Below are 20,954 nucleotides of genomic sequence, written 5' to 3' on the forward strand. Positions count from 1 at the left end.
TGCCCGACTCCTGGACTGCCGACCGATGCTCACTTCACCACCGCCCGCCGACCCGCGCACCGGCACTCCCGCCGCGCCGCAGACCGACGCCGACACTGACACCGCGCTGCCGCCCGGCCTGCGGCAGCGCCATCTCGCGATGATCGCTCTGGGCGGTGCGATCGGTGCCGGACTGTTCGTCGGTTCCGGCGTCGGGATCAGGGCCGCCGGTCCCGCGATCATCGTCTCGTACGTGGTCGCGGGCCTGCTCGTGCTCCTGGTGATGCGGATGCTCGCCGAGATGTCCGCCGCGCAGCCCGCCACCGGCTCGTTCTCGGTGTACGCGGCCAAGGCGCTCGGCCCCTGGGCGGGGCTCACCGCGGGCTGGCTCTACTGGTCGCTGTTGGTCGTCAGCGTGGCCGCCGAGGCGATCGGCGCCGCCGACATCGTCACCAAGTGGGTGCCGGGCGTGCCCGGTTACGTATGGATGACCGTGTTCATGGCCCTGTTCACGGGCAGCAATCTGGCCGCCGTACGTCGCTTCGGCGACCTCGAATTCTGGTTCGCCGGCCTGAAGATCGCGGCGATCTGCGCCTTCCTGCTGCTCGGCGCGCTCGCCGTCCTCGACATGCTCCCGGGCACGGCGGACTCCCCCGGCACCGCGCATCTCACGGACCACGGCGGCTTCCTGCCGCACGGCTGGCACGGCGTGGCGCTCGGGATGGTGGCTGCGGTCTTCGCGTACGGGGGCCTGGAGACCGTCACCATCGCGGCCGCCGAATCCGACGATCCGGCACGGGCGGTGGGCCGCGCGGCCCGCACCGTGGTCTGGCGGATCTGCCTCTTCTACATCGGCTCCATGGCGATCATCGTGACGCTGCTGCCCTGGAACTCGCCGGGCACCGACGCCCCGTACTCCGGGGCGCTGGAGACTCTCGGGATCCCCGGCGCGGCGCACATCATGAACGCCGTTGTCCTGGTCGCCCTGTTGTCGGCGATGAACGCGAACATCTACGGCTCGTCAAGGATGCTGTACGCGCTGGTGCGGCGCGGGGATGCGCCCCGCGCACTCGGCCGGGTGACGGGCGGGGTGCCGCGGGGCGCCGTACTGGCCTCCGCGGCCTTCGGGTTCGTGTCGGTGCTGCTGAGCGTGGCGTGGCCGGAGACGGTCTTCCCGTTCCTGCTCAACACGGTGGGCGCGACGATCCTGATCGTCTGGCTGCTGATCGCCCTGTCCCAGCTGCGGCTGCGCCGCCGGCTCGAACAGGAGGCGCCGGAGCGGCTGGTGGTGAAGATGTGGCTCTTCCCGTACCTGACCTGGCTGGCGCTGCTGACGATCGGCGGCGTGCTGCTGATGATGGTGTTCGAGGCGGAGTCCCGTACGCAGGTGATCTGTACGGGGATCTGGACGGCCGTGCTCCTCGGCTGCGCCTGGCTCAAGCGAACGCGGGCCGAGCGCCTTGCGGAACAGCTCCTTGAGGCGTAGCGCCGTACGGAACAACGCCTTCCGTAACAGCGCCCTCCGGAACGTGGGTGAGCACGTGCCGTCCCAGGTTCTCGATCGCGGCGGCCGCCTCCGGCAGGAAGTCCGCGAAGATCTGCCAGACGTGCGGCATGCCCTCGGCGACCTCCAGCGTGGCGTCCACGCCCTCCCGCGCGGCCTTGACGTACAGGCGGGTGGAGTCGTCGAAAAGCACCTCCTCCGTTCCCACCTGGATGAGCAGCGGCGGCAGCCCGGTCAGGTCGGCGTACAGCGGTGAGGCGAGCGGGTCGCGGGGGTCGGCGCCGGCGAGATAGGACGCCGCCCACTGCCGGATGCCCGGCACGGAGATCACCGGGTCGCGGTCGGCCCTGCCCTCGACGGACTCGCCGCTGTTCGTCAGGTCCACCCAGGGGGACATGACGACCGCCGCGCCCGGCAGCGGCAGTCCGAGGTCGCGCAGTCCGACGAGGGTGGCCAGGGCCAGACCGCCGCCGGCCGAGTCACCGGTGAGGACGATGCGCTCGGGTGCGTACCCCTGGCCGAGAAGCCACTCGTACGCCTTCCTGGCGGCCAGGACGGCTGCGGGGTAAGGGTGTTCGGGGGCGAGCGGGTAGTCGATGCCGTACACCTTGGCCTTGGCGGCGCGGGCGATCCTGGCGGTCAAGTCGCGCTGCACGGCGGTGGATCCGATGTGGTAGCCACCACCGTGCAGTTGCAGCACGACCCGGTCGTCGGCGGATTCCGGGACGGTCGTCAGCAGCCCCGGCAGCGCCGGAACGGGCTCGAAGACGGCGTCGGCGGGCGGCGCGACCAGAGCCGCCGTCTCCTCCAGCGTCCGGCGCTGGCTCTCGACGGAGTCCGGCCCCTGCGGGCTGAGGGGACGGACCCGGATGACCTCAAGTTCCTTGAACGCGCGCTCTACTGGGGTGGTCATGACTGCTCCCTGTTCTCCTTGCCTTGCCTTGCCTCGCCTCACCGATCGACGTTCAGTGCGTCAGTTGCTCCGGGCCTTCTCGACGAGGGCCGCGACGAGGTCCTGGACCAGGCCGATGGTGGTGTCGTCGGTGAGGTTGCCCCCGTCGTCGAAGCGCTCGTACGAGCGGAAGACGATCACCTCGGGCTTGACGACGATGTCCGAGTCGGTCCAGACGAAGACCTGACGCAGCGCCAACTGGGCCCGTACGGAACCGAAGTTGGTCGGGGCGGCACCCATGATGGCGACCGGCTTGCGGTGCAGCGGCCGACCGCCGTCCTCGCTCCAGTCGGTGCTGGCCCAGTCGATGGCGTTCTTCAGGACGCCCGGTATGGAGTAGTTGAACTCCGGCGTGGCGATGAGGACCCCGTCGGCCTCGGCGATCCGCCGGCGCAGCTCCACGACGGAGGCGGGCCGGCGGCCCGGGACGTCCTGGTCCTGGTCGTAGGGCGGGATGTCGCGGAGGCCGTCGTAGATCTCGATCTCGACGTCGCCCGGGGCGTGCTTCTGGGCGGCGCGCAGCAGGGCCGTGTTGTGCGAGGCGTCGCGCAGACTGCCGGAAATCGCAAGGAACTTGAGGGCGCTCATCGTCAACTCCAATGACTGGTGGGGAGGCGGTGTCACCTCCCCGATGCGAGAAAACTACACAGTTCAGTTTCTTGCAGTCAACTACACCGTTCAGTTTTCTAGCCGGTTCCGGTCTGCGCTCCGCTCGCCCCCTCTGCCCTCGGCCTGTGATCCATCCGAGACCCGGATGCGTACAACCCCGACCCGTTCCCGCTGGTCAAGCACCTGTGAACCCTGCTCCGTACCTGAGCGCAGGGCTTTGATCATTGGGAGAAGCACCATGCGAACCACCGCCATGCGCCGCACCGCCATGACCGTCTCCACGGTCTCCTTCGCACTTCTGGTCACCGCCTGCGGTGGCGGCGGGCAGAGCGGTTCGGACGAGGGCACGTCCGGGAAGCCCGCGGCGAAGGCGCTCACCGCCGCGCAGCTGGAGAAGGCCGCGGTCGCCAAGGGCGATGTGAAGGGCCACGAGATCAAGAAGCCGGGCAAGGCCGACGTCCTCAAGCCGGACGCGGTCTCCGTCGAGAACGCCGCGTGCAAGCCCATCGCCCAGGCCTTCTCCGCCCTCCCCGCGGCCGAGCCCGTCGCGAGCGTCCAGCGGCTCGTCGTCCAGGAGTCGACGAAGGCCAAGAAGGGGATGCCCTCGACCAAGGAACTCGCGGAGATGACGGAGAAGGAGGCCCAGGAGGCGACGTTCGACTCGCTCGACATCACCAAGACCCTTGCCTCCCTCTGGTCGTACGACGGCGAGGGCGCCGAGCAGACCCTCGGCAAGCTGCGGGAGGCCGGCAAGAAGTGCGCCGGCGGCTTCGTCATGACGATCGACGGCGAGAAGCAGAAGATCACCAAGGTCGCCGAGGGCAAGCTGTCCGCCGGTCAGGACGGTGTCGCCTGGACCCTGGAGCAGAAGACGGACGACGGCACGGTCAGCACCAACGTCGCCGTCATCCGGCAGGGCGGCACGCTCGCCGGGTTCTCGTCCTTCAACATCGCGGCGGCCGCCCGGGGCGAGGCGTTCGACCAGCCGACCGCCGTCATCGACGCGCAGGCCGCCAAGCTCGGCTGATCAACGCCCGTACGACACTTGGCTGATCACCGTCCGCGTACGACACGCGGCTGATCACTGGCGTACGACAAAGGCCTCCGGCATCCCACGTGCGGTGGGACGGCCGGAGGCCCGAAGTCGGTGGCGAGGAAAGCGAAGGGACTAGATTCAAGGAGTGTGAGAAGGAAGCCCCCTCATGGCCTCGCCACGGCACACGCTAGCAGTCAGGCAGGGATCAGGTCGCGCAGATTTTCGGGGGTGAGAATCCGCGACCGCGGGTGCAGCCCGTCGGGGCGCTGCAGGCCGATGTAGGTGACCGGGTGCTCCGGTACCGACTTGCCGTCCCACACCGTCGTGGACGTCGCGGCACCGGCCATCAGGTCGGTGAGGTACCGCACGGTCAGCTGCTCGCGCTCGACGATGCCGCGCAGCAGCGTCGCCACCGACACCTGGTTGCCCTCGACCTGGTTGGCCGACGGGTGGCCCTTGAGGTACAGGTGCAGCCACTTGGCGCGCCAGCGTCCGTCGGCCCCGTGCTGGAACACCAGCGGCAGCGCCACCCGGCCCGGGCCGCGCAGCTCCGACTTCATCCGCACGGTTCGCGGCTCGAACGGGCGCCCCTGCTGCTCGCCCTCGCGCAGCATGAACCCGAAGAACGACTCGGCGACCTCCTCGAAGCCCTCCCCGGAGAACAGGTTGACCTGCGGCACGATGAAGGTGCCGCGCACGGCGCCGAGGCGCAGGTTGATGAACTCCGAGGCTCCGTCGGGTGCTTCGGTGATGTCGCCGGAGTGCTCGCCGCCGACATCGGTGAGCTGGGTGTACGACAGCCAGGAGACCGTCTTGTAGTCGGCGTCCAGCATCAGCGCCGACAGGTCGTAGTCGGTGTCGCGGCTGGTCTGCTTCCAGTACACGAAGAACCGCAGCAGCTCGCCGTCGACCGGCAGCGCCGAGCCGCGCGGCAGCACCCCGAGCCCGGACGCGACCGCCTTGCCGCTGAGCGGCAGCGCGACGTCGAGGGCGTCCGGGTCGATCAGCAGATGGCCCGGGTCCGGCAGCCGGCGCCGCATCTCCGCGTCGAGCGCGGTGATCAGGCGCTCGCGGTCGGGCGCTGCCACGGGCGGGCGGGTGTCCTCGGTGACCCAGGCGCGGCCGAGGCGGTTGACGAAGACGCGACGCTCGCCGGTCTTGCCGGTCTTGCCGGTCTTGCCACTCGGTCCGCTCTGGCCGGTCTCGTCGGACTCTCCGTTCTCTGCGGCCCGGTTGTGGAGGTGCTCGCGCACCGACAGCACGACCCGCCCGGCGACCTTCGGGGCCACCTGCTCGGCGGCGCTGACCACCGTCTCGCGCTCCTCCTCGGTCAGGGCCGTGCGCAGCAGCCGGTCCAGCGACCGGAACAGCTTGCCCGGCGCGGACTTGAGCAGGTCCACCGCTCCGGTGACGTCGTTCGTGCCGAGCAGTTCCTCGACCCGGCTGTCGAAGGAGCGTGCCTGCTGCTGACCGCGGGCGACGGCGAACACCTCGGCGGCGTACGGCCACTGCGGGTACTCGTGCGGGTGCAGCCGCTCGCCGAGCCGCTTCCAGACCTCGCGGTGGGCATGGACGTCCGCGAGCTTGGCGGGCGCCTCGGCGACCACCGAGTCGAGGCCCGCGAGCAGCGCGCGCCGCACCGGCCGCGGCAGGGCGCGCAGCCGCGTCGGCTCGAGGAGCGTCACATCGCCGCCCGCCAGCGCGCAGGCCAGCCGGAGCACATCGGTGACCGTGTCGAGCAGGAGCTCCGAACCGGCAAGCAGGCGGGCCCGGTTGATCACGGCGCGGTTCTCCCGGACCGGGATCTCCGCGGGCTGCGGCCCCGCCACGCACGTCTCGGCGAGCGCTTCGAGATCACGCAGGGCGTCCTCGCCCAGCGGAGTGCCGCTTCCCGCCAACGCGACGTACAGGGCGGTGACTTCCTCGTCCGGGGCGCCGCCCAGGTGCAGGACCGTCATGCGGTCCCCCGCCGCCGCGATCAGTTCGTCGTGGTGGGTGAGCATCTCGGCGTAGGTGTGCTGATAGCGGCCGTACGAGGGGAGGGTGAGCAGGTTCACCACGCCGTGGCTCAGCTGCTCCAGCGTGGCGGCGCGGGTGGCATCGTCGGCCAGGGCCTCGGTGATGCACCGCATCCAGAAGTCCAGGGTGTTCGGCACGTTGGCCGGAAAGTCGATGAAGTACGCGTTGTGCCGCACGTGGTCGCCGACCATCTCGCGGACCGTACGCAGCGTGCGTACGGCGGTATCGACGACCGCCTCCTCGGACAGCCCCGACAGGTGCGCGAGCAGCGGTGCCGACAACTTGAAGCCCACGGACATCAGCACGGCGTCGAACTGCCGTGCCGCGACGGCTCCTTCCCCGGCGGGCCCGAGGGGCGCGGGGATACGGTGGGTGTGCCGGATGACCAGGGGTTCGAGAGGGTGGACCATTCCGGCATGCTCGCAGAGCACGGTGAGCCGGCGCACGCGGGTTTTACCCGGATGCGGGCCCCTGGGGTGAGGGGACACCGGGACACCCCCTGGGGTGAGGGGTACGCCCCCTCACCCCGAACTCGCCTACTGACCAAGGGAATTCAGATCCCCAGCCCTTCAGTACGTCAGCCCCTCACCCCCTCAGTCCCGAACCCGCGCCCGCAGCCGCGGACCGAACCGCACCGTCGCGATGCCCAGGCCCGCGAGCAGTGCGGCCGCGAGGGCGAGCGTGCCGATGCCCGCGGTGCCGGTCAGGGCGAGACCGCCGCCCGAGCCGCCCTGCGGGTCGGTCCCGCCCGCCGAACCACCCGGCGTCTGTGACGCACTTGCCGACGAGGACGGCGTCGGGGACGGCGAGGCGCCCTTCTCGGTGACCTCGACCTTGAAGCGGGCCGAAGCCTCGCCGGACTTCGCCACGACGGTGTACGTACCGACGCCCTCGCCCGCGATCAGCTCGGGCGCCGCCACCTGGCCGGAGGCGTCGGTGGTCGCGCTCGCGGTGCGCTCGCCGCCCTTGAAGACCGGGGCGTCCTCGTCGTCGCTCTCGACGACGAACTCGACCGTCTTGTCCGCGGCGGTCTTGCCCGAGTCGGTCACCTCGGCACGCAGGCGCTCCCCGAAGGCCTCGCCCTGCTCGGCCTGTTGCCCGTCACCGGCGACGGCCGCCACCTCGGTGGTCAGCTTCTTCACGTGCCCGGTGAACTCCACACCGTCGACACCCCGCGCGGCGGCCCGGACGGTGAAGTCGCCCTCGGCCTTCCCGGTCGTGATGTGCGGGGAAGCGGCCCGGCCCTGGGCGTCGGTCTTGACCACGGCCTCGTGCGTGGTGTCCGACTCGTCCCAGTCGAACCACACCAGCTTGTCCGGGTCGTCGATCGTGAACGTGACCTTCACGCCCGGGACCGGCCTGCCGTCCTTGGCGCGGGCGACGACCACCATCGGGTCGAACTGGCGGTCCGGAGCGACGGTCTGGCCGTCGCCGGACTCACCGGCCAGGTCCGCCAGGACGGGCTTCGTGGTGTCGTTCCACTGGAAAACGACACGGCCGTCCCCACCGGGGCCGTTGTTGCCGCCCTCGGCGACTCCGGCCTCCGGGGTGTTGTGCGGGGCGGGCACCCAGAACGGGTCGTCCTCCATGGGCGGGTGGTACCTGTCGCCCTCCACCAGCCGTACGTCGGAGATCCGCTCGCGGTCGACGTAACTGGAGCCACCGCCGCCGCTGCCGGTGTCGCCCTTGTCGTTCTTCGCGGCGCCGCCGCCACCGCCGGCATAACCGGCGCCGCCACCGCCGCCGCCCTTCGAGCCGCCGTCGCCGCCCGCGCCGCCGTCCTTCGCATCGGCGCCGGGGGCTCCTTCGCCGGCGCCCGCTCCTCCCTTGACGCCGGTCGCGCCCTTGCCGCCGAGGCCGGCCTCGGATGCGTCATGGCCGTTCTCGGCACCGGCGGCACCGCCACGGCCGGAAAGCGAGACGCCCCACGCGCCACCGCCGCCGCCCCCCGCTGCGATCAGCAGCGGAGCGCCGTCGGCCGTGCGGATCCCGGTACTGGAGCCGCCCCAGCTGTACGAGTCGAAGCTCTTGCCGCCGATCGCGTCACCGAACCGGGGGGCCGAATAGTCGCCGCCGACCTTCACGGTCAGCCGCTCCCCCGGCTTCACCTCCAGCGCACCCGCGACATAGATGCCCGCGCCGCCGCTCGCCTGGGGGGTGCCGCTGCCGGCTTCGCCCCAGGCCCTGACGTCCAACTCCTCGATCCCTGCCGGAACCTGGAATTCCTCCTTGGTGCCGGTGAAGTCGAAGATCCTGCAGTCGGTGAACCCCTGTGTGGGTACGCACTCCACCTCCTCGGCCGCCGTGGCCGGGAAGGCACCCCCAGCCCCCAGGCTCGCCACGACCAGTGCGGCCACGCCCATGCTCCGGGCGCCGCGGCGCAGCACAAAGGAACCTCTGTTCATGAACCCCTCCATTTGCCCTCAACTACACAAAGCCCCCCAGGGCTTGCGAAAGACAGCCGGAATGCGAGATCCCCCGATCTCGGCCGCGTCCTCATGATTTCCGGACGCAGAGCATGATCCCGACGGTGTCAGGAGGAGCCTACTGTCATCGGTCACAACTGGTGATGTTCTGCCGAATGCCACGGGAGCGGCAGTTAGAATCCAGGGGCACAGAAGTCACCCCGGTCACCCTCTCGGTACAGGCCCTCGCCCCCACTCCGCCGGTCGCCCCTGTCGTGGGCACGGTCGCGTCAGAGCCACCGAAGAACGCATCGCCCTCCCCCCTCGGCACACAAGTCGCCCGTGACCGGCGGCTGAAGCAGAAACCGTTTCGAACGAGGAGTCACCTTGAGCAGGAGCAGACGGCACGCCATGGCGCCCGGACCCACCGGGCAGGAACCCGGGCGCCAAGTGGGCCGGCGCTCCGCGCTGCGTTTCATGGGACTCGGCAGTCTGCTCACCGCGGGCGGGGCCGCCGCCGGAGTCCTGGGCAAGGACCTCCTCGTACCGGCCACCGCGAGCGCGGCCACGAGCGCCCTCAACCTCGACTCCGGCAAGTCCATCGGCGGTCTGACGGTGCCGTCGTTCGCGCCGACCGGGCGGCGGCCGCGGCATCGCCGGGCGAGCTGGTCCCAGCAGTTCCAGAAGGGGCACGGCTGGTCGATCGGCGGCTCGGGCACCGCCTCCTCCAACCCGAACGACACCGAGGTGTTCACCCGCGGCACCCAGTCGGTCCGCGTGACGACCGCCGGCAACGGAGTCCAGTCGTACGTCCGCAAGACGGGCCTGGACGCCATGAACCTCAGCGGCAAGATGATCCGGCTGGTCTTCCGGGTGCAGGATGTCGCCCACCTCAGCCGGTTGGTCTGCTACGTCGGCAGCGGTGGCCTCAAGGACACCTTCAGCTGGCGCTTCCACACCCACGCGGCGACGGGCGCCAACTACGTCCAGTCCGGGGAATGGGTGACGGTCCACCTCCAGTGGGCCGATGTCGCCGCCGCGTCGGGGACGTACACGCTGAACGCCAACGGCGAGCCGTCCGTCAAGACCGGCTTCACCGACCTGTCGTTCGCGGTGTACGACGACAAGGCCGGCCCGGTGACGTACAACCTGCAGGCGATCGAACTGGTCCCCGACACCACGTCCGTCTTCCCCAAGGGCGTCGTCTCGATCACCTTCGACGACTCGCACAAGTCGGTCCACGACCTCGCCCGCCCGGTCATGGACCCGCTCGGGATGCCGGGCACCGTCTACAACATCGCGGACGCGATAGGCACCGGCTCCTTCTACACGATCGAGCAGATGCGGTCGCTGCAGGACTCCTCCGGCTGGGAGATGGCCGGGCACTCGTACGCCAACTCCGCGCACACGGCGAGCTATGCGAAGCTCACCGCGCAGCAGGTCGACGACGATCTGCGCAATCTGCGGGAGTGGCTGGTCGGCAACGGCTTCACCAGCGAGCACTTCGCGTATCCGCACGGCGCCTTCCAGAAGACCACCGACGGGGTGCCCGTCGACATGATCGCCGCCCGGCACTTCACCACGGCCCGCTCGATCGTCTCCGAGACGATCGAGAGCTTCGCCCCGGCGATGCCGTACCGGCTCAAGGCACTGACCGGCATCAACGACGGTGCGGGCATCGGCGGTACGACGCTGGCCAAGGTGACAGGACCGGGCGGGCAGCTGGACCGCTGCGCGCGCAGCGGCGACTGGCTCATCCTGTGTCTGCACAAGGTCGTCGCCGGTACGCCGGCGGCGAGCACGGAGATCAGCCAGGCGGGCCTCGGCAAGCTGCTGGACGAGATCGAGAAGCGCGACATCAAGGTGCTCACCGTCCAGGAGGCGATGGAGTACTACGCGTGACGCGGGGCTGAGACGCGCGACGAGAAAGGGGCGGGGCCCCGGTCACATCGACCGGGGCCCCGCCCTCATCCGTCCTGAACGAAGGACAACTTCCGTGCCTTCAGCGGCTGTTGCCGAACCAGTCGTCCTGCTGGCCCTGGTGATGCGGCTCGGGCTCTTCCGGCCTGTGCTGCCGGCCGCCGTTGTCGTACCCGGTCTGCTGGGGGTACGGGCCTTGGGGCTGCTGCGGGATGTACGGAACCTGGCCGTGGCCCTCGTCGTACGTCTGCCGGCCCTGGTCGTACGTCTGCGCTCCCTGGGCCTGCTGGTGGTGTTGAGCCTGCTGCCACTGTTGTTGCTGGTGTTGCTGCTGCGAGTACTGCTGGTACTGCCCCGCGTACGGCGACTGCCCCTGCGGCGGGACCGGTTGCAGCGGGGTGATGGACGGCGGCGCCTGATACTGCTGCTGGTGCACCGGCTCGTACTGCTGCTGATGCGGCGATCCGTTCCACGCCACGCGCTGCTGCGGCACGCTGCGGCCGAGGTCCTGCAGATCGTCGCCGCTGTACTCGCTGCCGTAGTAGTCCTGGGCCGCCGCGGTCCGCGAGGTCATGTGCGGGGTGGTGCGGGCCAGCGCGATGCCCTCGAGGCGCATCATCTCGATGGTGGAGGAGACCTGCGGCGAGGAGTACGGGTCCTCCTCCTCCCAGACCGCGGAGACATCGTCCTCGTGACCCGCGACCGACACCTCGACGCCGCCCTGGCGGGTGCCCCAACTGCCCTTGTGCAGGGTGAGCAGGGCGTAGAAGCGCAGCGGAGTCAGCAGGAGCAGCTGGATGACGCCGTACAACGGAGCCAGCAGGAACATGCCGAAGCGCTTGATGAAGCCCATGCCGCGGCGCGGGAAGTCGAGGTACCGGACATTGCGCAAGTACCCCATCAGCACCATGAAGACGAGGTAGTCGCCGATGTGGTTGACGAACCGCGCCGGTTCCATGATCGGCAGGATGACCATGGAGTAGAACATCGCCGAGCCGAAGACCAGCCAGAGCGCGAGTTCCATGCAGGTCAGCCAGAACGCGGGCCGGAACTTCTTCTGGTGCCGGAAGGCCCACAGGGACTCGCGGAAGAAGGACTTGTTCCAGCGGACCTGCTGGCGCAGGAAGTGCGGCAGCTTCTCGGGGACGGCCGTGTAGCCGACGGCGGTCTCCTGGAAGACGACCTGGCCCTCGATCAGGCAGTAGTTGGTCATGCGGCGGTCGTCGCCGAAGACGGCGGGCTTGCCGAGGAACTGTTGGTTGAGGAAGTCCGGCAGGTACTTGCGCACCAGGGTGCCGCGGTAGACGGAGAGCGCACCGCAGCAGCAGAGGACCGACTTCAGGCGGGAGTAGGCGGCCCGTTCGAAGAGGAACGAGTTGCCGTACCGCAGGTCCTGCAGGCGCGTGAAGATGTTGCTGTCGTGGTTGAGCGCGAGCACCATGCCGGTCGAGGCCATGATCTTCTCGTTGGCCATCGGCAGCAGCAGCTCACGGACGGTGTCCCGGGAGAGCACCGTGTCGGAGTCCACGCACAGGAACAGGTCCGAGTACGGAGCCGCCTGGAAGCCGAGGGCGAGCGCCTCGCGCTTGCCCTTGTTCTCGGGCTGGACGCTGACGGTGTACTTGACGCCCTTGGCCTCGAACTCGCGGCGCAGTTTCTTCGCCGTACGGATGCCGGAGGCGTCCGCGCTGGCGTCGTCGATGATGTGGACCTCGTTGGGGAGCCGGCTCTGCGCGAGCAGGCTGCGCATCCCCTGCTCGAACATCACCGGGTCCTCGTTGTAGATCGGGATGACCGCGGTGACCCACGAGTTGTCGAGCAGCACCAGGTCTTCGCGGTCCGCCTTCGCGGGCCGGTAGAAGAGCGCCCCGAACATCTTCAGGCCGAGCAGCCCCATCGCACCGAACGAGTACAGGTGGAGCGAGGTCGGGTCCAGCTTGGTGACGATCACCGCGGCGATGGCGAGGAAGAAGAGGTACGAGACCTTCAGATGCCGCCTGCGCCGGTGCCGGCGGCGGCCGTCGGAATCCTCGGCCCCCGGTATGTACGCGTCTGCGTCACTCACAGCTTGACCACCTGGGGGTGGTCGGCCGTCCTGCCCCGGGTGTCGAAGAGCATCCCGGCGCGGTCGGACAGCTTGTCCAGGTCGAGCTCGCTGTGGTTCTGGAGCAGGATCGTCAGGTCGGCCCGGGCCGCGCCCTCGAGGTAGTCCTCCTCGCGTGCCACCTCGGTGCCCTCGACGGTCCAGCCCTCGACCCGCGGGTCGTAGTAGACGAGTTCGGCGCCGCGCTCCAGCAGCAGCTCCGCCACGTCCACGGCGGGGCTCTCGCGCTGGTCCGAGATGTCCGGCTTGTAGGTCACGCCGAGCAGCAGGACGCGCGAGCCGCGCAGCGGCTTGCCCTGCTCGTTGAGGAGGTCGGCCGCGCGCGACACGACATGGGCGGGCATCCGCTGGTTGATCTCCTGCGCCAGCTCCACGAAGCGGAACGGGATGCCGAGCGAACGCACCTTGTACGAGAGGTAGTTGGGGTCGATCGGGATGCAGTGGCCGCCGACGCCGGGGCCGGGGTAGAACGGCGCGAAGCCGAAGGGCTTGCTGGAGGCGCAGCGGATCGCGTCCCACAGGTCGACGTCGATCTCGCGGCAGAACATCGCCATCTCGTTGACGAGGGCGATGTTGACGTGCCGGTACGTGTTCTCCAGGAGCTTGGCCATCTCGGCCTCGCGGGTGCCCTTGGCCTCCACCACGCCGCCCACGAAGCCCTCGTACAGGGCGCGGGCCGCCTTGGTGCAGTCCGGCGTGGTGCCGCCGACCACCTTGGGGGTGTTCTCCAGGCCGAAGTGCGGGTTGCCCGGGTCGATGCGCTCGGGCGAGAAGGCGAGGTGGAAGTCGACGCCCGCCTTCATGCCGCCGGCCTCCAGACGAGGGCGGACGACCTCGTCGGTGGTGCCGGGGTAGGTGGTGGACTCGAGGACGACCAGGGTGCCCGGGGTGAGATGAGCGGCGATGTCGGCCGTCGCGGCGTTCACCGCACCGAGGTTGGGGGCGCCGTGGTCGGTCAGCGGGGTCGGCACACAGATGACGACCGCCCCTGCCTCCGCGATGACCTCTGGGCTGTCGACCGCACGGAACCCCCGCTCGAGCATGGCGCGTACGTCGGCGTCACTGATGTCGTCGACGTGCGAATTGCCCGAGTTCAGCCCCTCGATCACCGGTCGGCTCCGGTCCAGCCCCACGACCTTCAGGCCGGAGGCGGCGGCGGCTCGGGCAAGTGGCAGCCCGACGTAGCCGAGTCCGACGACGACGAGGTCAACACTGGTGTCTCTCTTCACGGCAATGCATCCCACCCCGGCGCCGCCGGCCCACCCCAGACAGCGAGCGGCAAGGCGCACAAGTTTTCTAAGAATCGAATAAGCAAATGAGTCGTGATGCTAACAACGTCTTCACAAGTGATCACATGTTGTGCACAGTCTCGATTCTCACAACACATCACGTACAACCCTGGGGCCTCATTGCGTGTCGGTCCGTACGCAGTCGTGTCCGACGCCGGACACGGGCCCGGTGCCGCGCACGGCGGCGGGTAGTGTCTGCGCCGATCCAGCCGCCGGGCGCACCGCCCCGCGCCCCCGAAGGAGTTTTCCGTGGCGACCTCACGCCGCCGGCCGCGTCGCCGCAGCCGCATAGCCAGAGCGTTCAAGATCCTGCTTCTGGTGGCCGTCCTGGCCGGTGCCGTCCTGGCCGCCAAGCCGCTGTGGCGGCACTTCAACCCGGAGCCCTCGGAGCTCACCGTGCGGTACCGGACGTCTACCGCGGCCGAGGCCGATGCCGCGCGGCCGTGGCTGGAGGTGTTCAACACCTCCGACAAGCCGGTGCCGCTGAGCGAGGTCACCGTGCGGTACTACTTCACTGCCGACGGGTCCGCCACGTACCGCTTCAACTGCGTGGAAGCGGCGATGGGTTGCTCGAATCTGACCGGCACGGTCGTCGCCATGGACTCCCCCGGCGACAAGGCCGATCACTACCTGGAGCTCGGATTCACCGAGAAGGCAGGGGTGTTGAAGCCCGGCGAGAACAGCCGGGGCCTGGAGCTCCAGCTGTTCAGGACCGACCACAAGCCGCTGCGGCAGGCCGACGACTGGTCGTTCGACGCCTCCAAGACGTCGTACCAGAACTCCGACCGGATCACCGCGTACAAGCGCGGCGACCTGGTGTGGGGCAACGAGCCCGACGGCGCCAAGACCGACTCGGCCGCCGCGCCCGAAGCCAAGCCCTCCGTCGAGCTCCCCGAAGGGGCGGTCTTCGACAACTTCAGCTACCGCGGGCCGAAGGACACCGCGCTGTTCAAGCACGGCTGGCTGGTACGCACCAGCAAGGGCGGCCCTGGCGTCGAGAACACCTGGACGGCGAAGAACATCTCCTTCCCCGCCGACGACAAGGCAGTTGACGGACAGGTGCTGCAGCTGCGGGCCTCCACCGACGGCACCAAGGCCGGCACCCGGCAGGCTGCCCTCGGCTCCAAGGAGCAGAAGTTCCGCTACGGCACCTACGCGGCGCGCATCCACTTCACCGACAAGCCGACGTCCGGCAAGAACGGCGACCCCGTCAACCAGACCTTCTTCACCATCGGCGGCTCCGGCGCGAAGTACAGCGAGCTCGACAACGAGTACATGCCGAACGGCGGTTGGGGCGCACCCGGCCCCAAGCTGGACACCACCAGCTGGCGGCACGCCGGGGAGGGCGACCGCGTCACCAAGAAGCACATGGAGAGCCTGGCCGGCTGGCACACCATGCTGATCCAGGTCGAGAAGGACAAGGTCACGTACACCATCGACGGCCGGGTCCTGTACCGCAGCGGCAAGGCCTACGCGCCGCGCGCCGACATGGCGATCAACTTCAACACCTGGTTCGTGGACCTGTCGTTCGCGGGCGAGCGGGTCTGGGACATGAAGATCGACTGGATCTACCACCAGGCCGACAAGAAGCTCACCGCCAAGGAGGCCGAAGCGGCCGCGAAGTCCTTCGAGGACGGCGGCGTGAGCTACTTCGACACGTTGCGGGCTTCCTGACCCTTTCGACACGTTGCGGGCTTCCTGACCCTGAGCTGTCACCGCGGCGCAGGGTCAGGGTGTGACGGGGTGGCCAACGAGGCCCGCGGCCCGCGATCAGCGGTGTACGCGGCGGAGGGGAGCTCAGGAGGCGACGCGTTCGCCGGACGGATCGGCGACCACGATCTGGATGTGCGGCGGGGCGTACCTGCGGGCCTTGTCGACCATCTTGGCCACATCGACCTGGTGCCGGGGAACGGATACGTACAGCGGGGCCGGTACGGCCGGGTTCGGCGGCGGTACGTTCGATCCGGCCGGCAGGGTCATGCCCTGCCGCAACCGCACCCCGATGAAGGCGTGTTCACCGTACGGGGGCGTTGCCACGACGAACTGGGTGACATCGGTCCACGGCAGGATCACGTTCCCGATCTGCACTCTGGGCGGGCCGAAGTAGAACAGGATGCGCCGGGTGCTGTGCCAGGACGATATGAGCGGGATCGCGAAGACGATCACCGCACCGCCCTTCATCTCGAGCGCCCACCCGAGGAACAGAGCGAGGGCCACCACGGCCGCGATCGCCCCCCACAACCCGAACAGGTCCTGCGGGGTGAGCGGGCGCGACACCTTGTAGCGCTGCCATCGCATACCGCGCCTGGGCCGCCACTCTGCGCCCGCCGGGGAATTCGGGTACGGCGAATTCGGATACGACATCACGCACACCTCTGAGCTTGACGGATACCTCTGAGCGTGACGGTCCGCCCTCGGGGCAAAGATCACTGCCGGGACCCTAGCGGCGTGCGGACGCCCTGGCTTGGACAAAATTGCCCTCGCCGCTCACTGTTCCTGCTCCGCCTCCAAGTGCGGCGGCACCGGCCCGAAGCAACCCACGAGCAACAGCAGCAGCACCGGAAGAACAAGTAGCCGCGCATGAATGCCCCTTGCACCACCCTGCACGGCCCCCGCCACACACCGGGAGCACGAAACGCAACCGGATAGGCCACGAAAGGCCAGATGCAGCGGGCTGGCACCCGCAGCTGATCGGCTGCATGACCGGTCACCAGCCTCCTCAGGGCACCTCGCACGCCTGGCCCTTCCTGGGGAGCACGGACCGCGCGAAGTGGACGTACGCCCCAAGGACGGCCGGGGACGCACCGAGCTTCTCGACCGGGAGGACGCGCTCAACAGCAGCTTGGTCAAACTGGTCTGCCGGCTTCTCGCCACGGCATTCGCCACGGGGCTCGCCCTCGAGACCACCGGGTTCCGGCCCTACTTCTGGGGCACTGCCGCTGCCCTCACTCTGACCGGGGCCCTACGGGTAGCAGGCCGAATGAACCGCGGCCGCAACAAGGCCGCCACACGGGCGGCCACGATCCTGCTCGCCTTCGCGCTGCTCCTGGCCACTGGTGGAAGCCCTCTCGCCGACGACTCGGGCCCGTCCCAGACGCAGGCCCTGTTCACCGTCGTCCTCGCCGTGGCCGTCACCGGCCTCTGCCTGCTCGTGCGGCAATGGTCATGGAGCGGATGGGTGGTCTGGGGCGGCTCCATCGTCGTGGGTCTGGTGGTCGCTCCACTGGCGGCCTCGGGCCTCGTGCTTCATCAGTTGTACGCGGACGAACTCGGCCTGGCCCCGGGGGACGTCGACGTACCCGGACTCTGGCAGCCGGCCTCAGCCACCCGGCTGCTTCTCGCGATGGCCTTGATCTTCGTGATCCCCTGGGCGCTGCGCTCACCCGCCGAAACTGCCGAAGCTGCCGAGCAAGCCGCTCAGACGGGAATGCAACCCCCGCCCTACTTCGGGATCGAGCCGACCTGGGCCTGCATCGTGCCAACGGTTCCTCTGGACGAACTCAGTACACAAGGCGGGACCATCGACCCCCGTCGGCCGACACCGATCGGGGCCGCACCGGGGGACTGTGCCAAGGCAGAGCATCGCCGAGCCCGCGAATGCCGCGCCGCTGCCCCTGGGGCATCTATCGGGCGTCAGCTCGCCAATTGGCAGCCTGTGCGCAGCCGTTACGTTGTCGCAATCACCGCGGCCGCGACAGGGCACCGGGCCGGTGGAAGGATCCGTCCAACCCGCTGACCAGGTGGGCGCTACCCCAACTTCGCCCTGGAGGCGCCGTGTTGACCCGTTCCCCGCTGCCGCTCATAGCCGTCGCCGCGGTTGTCCTGCTCGCCGGCTGCAGCAGCACCGAATCGAACGCCAAGAGCGGCAAGGTGCCGCTGGTCAAGGAAGGGAAGCTGGTCGACTGCACCGGGCTTCCCTACGCTCCCTTCGAGGTCGAGAAGGACGGCAAGGTCGTCGGCTTCGACATGGATCTGATGGACCTTGTCGCCAAGAAGTTGAAGGTCGAACACGTGCCGAAGGACACCCCCCTTCGACGGCATCGAGTCGGGCGAGAACTTCAACACCAACAAGTGTGACCTGGCCGCCGCCGGCATGACCATCACCCCGGAGCGCGCGAAGAAGTTCGACTTCTCGGATCCCTACTTCGACGCATCCCAGGCCCTGATCACCAAGAAGGGCGCCGGCTACGCCGACCTCGCCGCGCTCAAGGGCAAGAAGCTCGGCGTGCAGCAGAGCACCACGGGCGAGGAGTACGCGAAGAAGAACGGCGAGGGCGTCGAGCTCGTGCAGTTCGAGGACTCCGGTCTGCAGCTCGCCGCGCTGGCGTCCGGCAAGGTCGACGCCGTCATCAACGACAACGGTCTGCTCTTCGAACACGCCAGGACGCACCCGGAGTTCGAGGTGACCACCGAGTTCGAGACCGGCGAAAAGTACGGCATCGGCGTCAAGAAGGACAACAAGGAGCTTCTCAAGGTGATCAACGACGTCCTGGCCAAGGCGAAGAAGGACGGCACGTACGACGAGATCTACAAGAAGTGGTTCCCGGCCGCCCGCTGACCGAGCAGCGCCACCACTGAGGAGATCGTCATATATGTCCATGTCCAAGAGGCAGCAGGCCAAGGTGATGCGCTATGCGCAGTACGCCGTGCTCGCCGCCGCGCTGATCGCCATAGTGCTGATGGCCGACTGGGGCGAGGTCCGCCGCGCCTTCTTCAACATCGAGGTGGCCCGGAACCAGTTCCCGGATGTCATCACCACGGCGCTGGTCAACACCCTCATCTACACCGCGATGGGCTTCAGTTTCGGCCTCGGTCTCGGCCTGGTCCTGGCGCTGATGCGCTTGTCCAAGGTGGCGCCCAACCGGTGGCTGGCGATCGCCTACATCGAGCTTTTCCGAGGGCTCCCCGCCCTGCTTGTGTTCATCGCCCTGGGCTACGGCGTGCCCCTGGCGTTCTCGCTGAACATCGATCACTACATCACCGTGATGCTGGCGCTCGGCCTGGTCGGCGCCGCCTATATGGCGGAGACGATCCGGGCCGGCATCCAGGCGGTGCCCAAGGGGCAGATGGAAGCGGCCAGGTCACTGGGCATGTCCCAGGGACGCGCGATGATCTCCATCGTCATCCCGCAGGCCTTCCGGATCGTGCTGCCGCCGCTCACCAACGAGCTGATCCTGCTGACCAAGGACTCGTCCCTGGTGTACCTGCTCGGCATGACGGCGGCGCAGTACGAGCTCGCCAAGTTCGGGCGCGACGCGCTCATCACCAATCAGAGCCTCACTCCGATCCTGGTGGCGGGCCTCTGCTACCTGGTCATCACGATCCCGCTCGGCCAGGTCGTCCGGCGGCTCGAGGCCCGTACCGCGAAGGCCAGGTGACCGGCGATGAAGCTGGACAAGAGCGGGACCGCGATCGAGGTGCGGGACCTGCACAAGCAGTTCGGTGAGCTCGAGGTGCTCAAGGGCATCGACTTCACCGTCCGCGCCGGCGAAGTGGTGTGCGTCATCGGGCCGTCGGGCTCGGGGAAGTCGACGCTGCTGCGCTGCATCAACCTGCTCGAGGAACCCACCTCGGGCACGGTCAGCGTGGCCGGCACGGAGGTCACCCATCCGGATGTCGACATCGACCAGGTGCGGCGCCGGATCGGAATGGTCTTCCAGTCGTTCAACCTCTTCCCGCATCTCACCGCCCTGCAGAACCTGACCATCGCGCAGCGGCGGGTCCTTGGCCGCAGCAAGGGGGAGGCGGAGGTCAACGCCCGGTCCAACCTGGAGCGGGTCGGGCTCACGGACAAGGAGGCGGCCTATCCGGCGCAGCTCTCCGGCGGTCAGCAGCAGCGCGTGGCGATCGCCCGCGCGCTGTCGATGGGCCCGGAGCTGATGCTCTTCGACGAGCCGACCTCCGCGCTGGACCCGGAGCTCGTCGGCGATGTCCTGGCGGTGATGCGTCAGTTGGCCCAGGAGGGCATGACGATGCTGGTCGTCACGCATGAGATGTCCTTCGCCCGGGAGGTCGCCGACCGGGTGGTCTTCATGGACGAGGGGGTCATCGTCGAGGAGGGCACTCCCGACCGGATCATCGGCGATCCGCAGCACGAGCGCACCCGCACCTTCCTGGCCCGGGTGCTTGATCCGGCCGCCGCCCGGGTCGGTGAGGTCCAGGACAAGGGGCCGCACGACGTGCGCATCGACGAGTGAGAGGTACGTGCCTCCGCGGTGGAGCCAGCCGGCTCCACCGCGGTCCGCCGCCCCCAGTTCGTGCGGGAACCCCGCCCCGCAGACCGCGCGGCCCGCAGCAGTCCGCCGCCGGAGGGGCCGCCTTCGCGGCCGTCCTGCTGAGTCTGGCGGCGTGAGCAAGGACCTTCGCCGGAATCGGCCCAGCAATCCATTTCCACGACTCCGGGAAACGAAGTCCGCCCGACCGGCCTTCGGCTCAGACCCCGCCGACCGGGAGCACGTCCGGCGACAACGCCCCCGCCTGTGCCGACCCGCTCGTCATACGCCTCCGATGGTGGCGGCGGCAGAGCACCTCGTACCCCACGTCCTCAGCAGGCCGGTTCACATCCCCCACCACGACCTGCTCCCCCTCGACGACCATCTCCCCGCCGACCGTACGAGCATTGTGCGTGGCCCGCGCCCCGCACCAGCACATCGCCTCGACCTGCAAGGTCTCTATGCGGTCGGCCAGCTCGATGAGCCGCTGCGACCCCGGGAACAGCTTCGTACGGAAGTCCGTCGTGATGCCGAACGCGAAGACGTCCAGCTCCAAGTCGTCCACCACGCGCCCCAGTTGATCGATCTGCTCCGGCGCAAGGAACTGCGCCTCGTCCACGATCACGTAGTCGACCCGACCGCCGTGCGACATCTGGTCCACCAGATACGCGTACAGATCCAGCCCCTCAGCGGCCTCCACCGCCTCCGTCACCAGCCCCAGGCGCGATGAGAGCTTCCCCTCCCCCGCCCGGTCGTCCCGCGTGAAGATCACGCCTTGCAGGCCCCGGGCCGACCGGTTGTGGCCGATCTGAAGAGCCAGCGTGCTCTTTCCGCAGTCCATCGTTCCGGAGAAGAACACCAGCTCGGGCATGGGGAGTTGCAGACCTTTCAGGGGGCGCGTACGGAAGCAGTACGAGGGTGGCGG

17 protein-coding genes are annotated in these 20,954 nt (G+C 69.0%); 9 read left to right on the forward strand and 8 right to left on the reverse strand.

Annotated elements, in window-relative coordinates; translation table 11 throughout:
• Positions 1 to 25: 25 nt before the first annotated feature.
• On the forward strand, positions 26 to 1,465 hold the full coding sequence (locus OG430_RS14535; RefSeq protein WP_327352908.1) for an amino acid permease: 1,440 nt from the start codon (positions 26 to 28) through the stop codon (positions 1,463 to 1,465).
• On the opposite strand, the gene OG430_RS14540 is transcribed toward OG430_RS14535, so the two are convergent.
• Both OG430_RS14540 and OG430_RS14545 read right to left on the reverse strand, forming a co-directional pair.
• Complete coding sequence (locus OG430_RS14540; RefSeq protein WP_327352909.1) at positions 1,416 to 2,396, reverse strand: alpha/beta hydrolase; 981 nt, start codon at positions 2,394 to 2,396, stop codon at positions 1,416 to 1,418. The genes OG430_RS14535 and OG430_RS14540 overlap by 50 nt on opposite strands.
• A 60-nt stretch (positions 2,397 to 2,456) precedes the next feature.
• On the reverse strand, positions 2,457 to 3,023 hold the full coding sequence (locus OG430_RS14545; protein ID WP_327352910.1) for an NADPH-dependent FMN reductase: 567 nt from the start codon (positions 3,021 to 3,023) through the stop codon (positions 2,457 to 2,459).
• A gap of 259 nt (positions 3,024 to 3,282) precedes the next feature.
• Here OG430_RS14545 and OG430_RS14550 point away from each other — a divergent pair, with 259 nt between their 5' ends.
• Positions 3,283 to 4,071, forward strand: coding sequence for a hypothetical protein (locus OG430_RS14550; RefSeq protein ID WP_327352911.1), 789 nt, complete (start codon positions 3,283 to 3,285; stop codon positions 4,069 to 4,071).
• A 203-nt stretch (positions 4,072 to 4,274) separates the two neighbouring features.
• Here the strand turns inward: OG430_RS14550 and OG430_RS14555 are convergent, their stop codons facing one another.
• Complete coding sequence (locus OG430_RS14555; RefSeq protein ID WP_327352912.1) at positions 4,275 to 6,509, reverse strand: TerD family protein; 2,235 nt, start codon at positions 6,507 to 6,509, stop codon at positions 4,275 to 4,277.
• 183 nt (positions 6,510 to 6,692) lie between these two features.
• A complete protein-coding gene (locus OG430_RS14560) occupies positions 6,693 to 8,504 on the reverse strand; it encodes a glycine-rich protein (protein ID WP_327352913.1) in 1,812 nt (603 codons plus the stop codon).
• Between the two features lie 387 nt (positions 8,505 to 8,891).
• Here OG430_RS14560 and OG430_RS14565 point away from each other — a divergent pair, with 387 nt between their 5' ends.
• Complete coding sequence (locus tag OG430_RS14565) at positions 8,892 to 10,406, forward strand: polysaccharide deacetylase family protein (protein WP_327352914.1); 1,515 nt, start codon at positions 8,892 to 8,894, stop codon at positions 10,404 to 10,406.
• A 100-nt stretch (positions 10,407 to 10,506) separates the two neighbouring features.
• Here OG430_RS14565 and OG430_RS14570 read toward each other — a convergent pair whose 3' ends face one another.
• Positions 10,507 to 12,489: a glycosyltransferase gene (locus tag OG430_RS14570; protein ID WP_327352915.1), complete on the reverse strand. Its 1,983-nt coding sequence runs from the start codon at positions 12,487 to 12,489 to the stop codon at positions 10,507 to 10,509.
• Complete coding sequence (locus OG430_RS14575) at positions 12,486 to 13,757, reverse strand: nucleotide sugar dehydrogenase (protein WP_327352916.1); 1,272 nt, start codon at positions 13,755 to 13,757, stop codon at positions 12,486 to 12,488. The genes OG430_RS14570 and OG430_RS14575 overlap by 4 nt, the downstream gene beginning before the upstream one ends.
• 309 nt (positions 13,758 to 14,066) lie before the next feature.
• Here OG430_RS14575 and OG430_RS14580 point away from each other — a divergent pair, with 309 nt between their 5' ends.
• Positions 14,067 to 15,491: a cellulose binding domain-containing protein gene (locus OG430_RS14580; RefSeq protein WP_327352917.1), complete on the forward strand. Its 1,425-nt coding sequence runs from the start codon at positions 14,067 to 14,069 to the stop codon at positions 15,489 to 15,491.
• A 123-nt stretch (positions 15,492 to 15,614) separates the two neighbouring features.
• Here OG430_RS14580 and OG430_RS14585 read toward each other — a convergent pair whose 3' ends face one another.
• On the reverse strand, positions 15,615 to 16,115 hold the full coding sequence (locus OG430_RS14585; protein WP_327352918.1) for a hypothetical protein: 501 nt from the start codon (positions 16,113 to 16,115) through the stop codon (positions 15,615 to 15,617).
• Positions 16,116 to 16,587: 472 nt separating this feature from the next.
• On the opposite strand from OG430_RS14585, the gene OG430_RS14590 reads away from it, so the two are divergent.
• The 5 genes from OG430_RS14590 to OG430_RS14610 are packed head-to-tail and all read left to right on the forward strand — an operon-like array spanning position 16,588 to position 20,014.
• On the forward strand, positions 16,588 to 17,553 hold the full coding sequence (locus OG430_RS14590; RefSeq protein WP_327352919.1) for a hypothetical protein: 966 nt from the start codon (positions 16,588 to 16,590) through the stop codon (positions 17,551 to 17,553).
• Positions 17,554 to 17,591: 38 nt separating this feature from the next.
• The gene (locus OG430_RS14595) at positions 17,592 to 17,894 is read left to right on the forward strand and encodes a transporter substrate-binding domain-containing protein (protein WP_327352920.1); all 303 of its coding nucleotides are present in this window, start codon (positions 17,592 to 17,594) and stop codon (positions 17,892 to 17,894) included.
• 16 nt (positions 17,895 to 17,910) lie between these two features.
• Complete coding sequence (locus OG430_RS14600) at positions 17,911 to 18,375, forward strand: transporter substrate-binding domain-containing protein (RefSeq protein WP_327352921.1); 465 nt, start codon at positions 17,911 to 17,913, stop codon at positions 18,373 to 18,375.
• Between the two features lie 34 nt (positions 18,376 to 18,409).
• Positions 18,410 to 19,195 (forward strand): amino acid ABC transporter permease, encoded by a 786-nt coding sequence (locus OG430_RS14605; protein ID WP_327352922.1) that lies wholly within the window; start codon positions 18,410 to 18,412, stop codon positions 19,193 to 19,195.
• Between the two features lie 6 nt (positions 19,196 to 19,201).
• Entirely contained in the window at positions 19,202 to 20,014 is an 813-nt protein-coding gene (locus tag OG430_RS14610) for an amino acid ABC transporter ATP-binding protein (RefSeq protein ID WP_327352923.1), read from the forward strand.
• A gap of 235 nt (positions 20,015 to 20,249) precedes the next feature.
• Here the strand turns inward: OG430_RS14610 and OG430_RS14615 are convergent, their stop codons facing one another.
• Complete coding sequence (locus OG430_RS14615; protein WP_327352924.1) at positions 20,250 to 20,900, reverse strand: thymidine kinase; 651 nt, start codon at positions 20,898 to 20,900, stop codon at positions 20,250 to 20,252.
• Positions 20,901 to 20,954: the final 54 nt, after the last annotated feature.

Source organism: Streptomyces sp. NBC_01304 (assembly GCF_035975855.1).
Lineage (GTDB): Bacteria > Actinomycetota > Actinomycetes > Streptomycetales > Streptomycetaceae > Streptomyces.